Source organism: Catenibacterium faecis (assembly GCF_014306455.1).
GTDB lineage: Bacteria > Bacillota_I > Bacilli_A > Erysipelotrichales > Coprobacillaceae > Catenibacterium > Catenibacterium mitsuoka_A.
This window is the reverse complement of the sequence record NZ_JACRWG010000117.1, coordinates 1-2,006: the sequence shown is the minus strand read 5'-3', so window position 1 is coordinate 2,006 and position 2,006 is coordinate 1. Positions and strand designations below refer to the sequence as shown.

General features: G+C 33.3%; 1 protein-coding gene and 1 rRNA gene. One reads left to right on the top strand and one right to left on the bottom strand.

Going from position 1 to position 2,006, the window contains the following annotated elements; genetic code table 11:
* Nucleotides 1-9: 9 nt before the first annotated feature.
* Nucleotides 10-118 (top strand): 5S ribosomal RNA (gene rrf / locus H8909_RS12930).
* A 63-nt stretch (nt 119-181) separates the two neighbouring features.
* On the opposite strand, the gene mgtE is transcribed toward rrf, so the two are convergent.
* Entirely contained in the window at nt 182-1,570 is a 1,389-nt protein-coding gene (gene mgtE, locus H8909_RS12925) for a magnesium transporter (RefSeq protein ID WP_187013116.1), read from the bottom strand.
* Nucleotides 1,571-2,006 lie beyond the last annotated feature (436 nt).

The following is a 2,006-nucleotide window of genomic DNA, read 5'->3' as shown; positions in this document are numbered from 1 at the left end:
CCTCGAGGATCTGGCGGCGATAGCATGATGGACACACCCGTTCCCATCCCGAACACGGAAGTTAAGCATCATAACGGCGACGATAGTGTGAAGACGCGACAATAGCAAGCTGCCAGGTCCTTTTTTTATGCCTTCCGACAGGAGGGCTTTTTTATTGCAAAGAAAAAGGACCACTAAGGTCCTAATGTACATGGAATACTTGAATTAATAATAACCAAGCTAAACCATAATATGTTACAACAGCAACTAAGTCATTGATTGTAGTAATTAAAGGTCCTGATGCAACAGCTGGGTCAACTTTGATCTTATGGAAAAACATTGGAATGACCACGCCAACCAAACTTGAGAAGACCATAGCCACAAATAAGGAAACACCCACACATCCAGAAAGAATGAAAGCATCCATAAATGGTCTATTTTTAGCAATCATAATATAGAATCCAATAAATAAGAATGAAAGAAATCCAAGAATCATTCCATTACTAAGTCCAATATTTAATTCTTTTAAGATGAATTTAAGTTTATCTTTAGTAGAGATATTTTCATCTACAAGTAATCTGATTGTAACCGCAAGAGATTGTGTTCCTACATTACCGGCCATATCTAAAATAAGTGATTGGAAACATACAACAATCGCAATTTCCGCAACAACAGATTCAAATAAACCAACTACTGTAGAAACAATCATGCCAAGGAATAAAAGAAGAATTAACCAAGGAAGTCTTTTCTTCATACCATCTTTTACTGTTTCATCCAAGTCTGACTGTTCAGTCATACCGGCAAGTTTTGCATAATCTTCATCCTGTTCATCTTCAATGAAATCAGTGATATCGGTAGAAGTAATAACACCGATAATCTCATTATCATCATTGAGTACTGGAATTGAGTCTTCTTCATATTCACGGATTTCATCAATACAATCACTAATCATCTCATGAGCATAAACATGTGGATAAGAAGTTGCGATAATTTCTTCTAAATCATCATTCTCTCTTGCAACAATCAAATCCTTTAAATCAATCGCACCATAATACTGGTTATGATCAGTTACATAAATAGTATTGATATTATCATGAGTACTAGATTGTCTAACTAATTCCTTCATCGCTTGTCTAATAGTTAAACCACGTTCAATAGAAATAAAGTTAGTTGTAATTTCATGCCCAATCTGATTGGGATTAAACGATTTGATTAAAAAGATGTCTTCTCTTCTTTTAACATGTAAATAAGGAAGAAGACGACTCTTAGTATTTTCATTTAAGTTTTCTAAAATATCTACTGCATCATCTAAATCCATCTTATTAAGAAGCATTGCATACTTCTTGTAACCAAAGTCTTGAATATAATCTTCTGAATCTTCGATATAACCGATAATAGATGACAGTCTCTTTATATCAAAATAATCAAAGAATAGTTTTCTTTCTTCTTTAGGTAATAATTCAAATGCTTCTGCAATATCTTTGTCATGATATTCATCTAATAAATTTCTTTTTTCTTCAATTGTATGATCTGAAGAAATAATGTGCAGAATATCCTGCACATAATCATTGTTGTACTTTCTTTCTGTCATGATGTATTCCTCTCTTTCATAATGTGATTATGATGAGCAAATACCAATGAAAGTCCTAATAGTATAGAGGAACAGTCATTGATTTTTGATCATTATTATTGTGTCTTGATTGTCGCTCGTGACTGTCCATCTATACCACCTCACTTTCTGTCCATTACTTTTTATAACAAAATCTAATAAAAAAGTAAAGCAAAAAAGCACCCATTAAATCAACATTATTTTCATAATTCTTAAGAAAACATAAATTATTTTCAAAAAACACTTTACAAACGTGCGGATATTGGGTATTATAGACAGGCAGTCCGCAAGACGGGCGCAGACAGAACATTGAAAACTGAACAGATACACGTCAGATTTATTTGAAAACATTTAATTGATGAGCTGAACATCAGCTCTTCACATATTCAGTGGAGAGTTTGATCCTGGCTCAGGATGA

Bases quoted from the DNA above. Each gene is read 5' to 3' on its own strand.
- mgtE (WP_187013116.1), bottom strand. From the start codon at position 1,570: ATGACAGAAAGAAAGTACAACAATGATTATGTGCAGGATATTCTGCAC.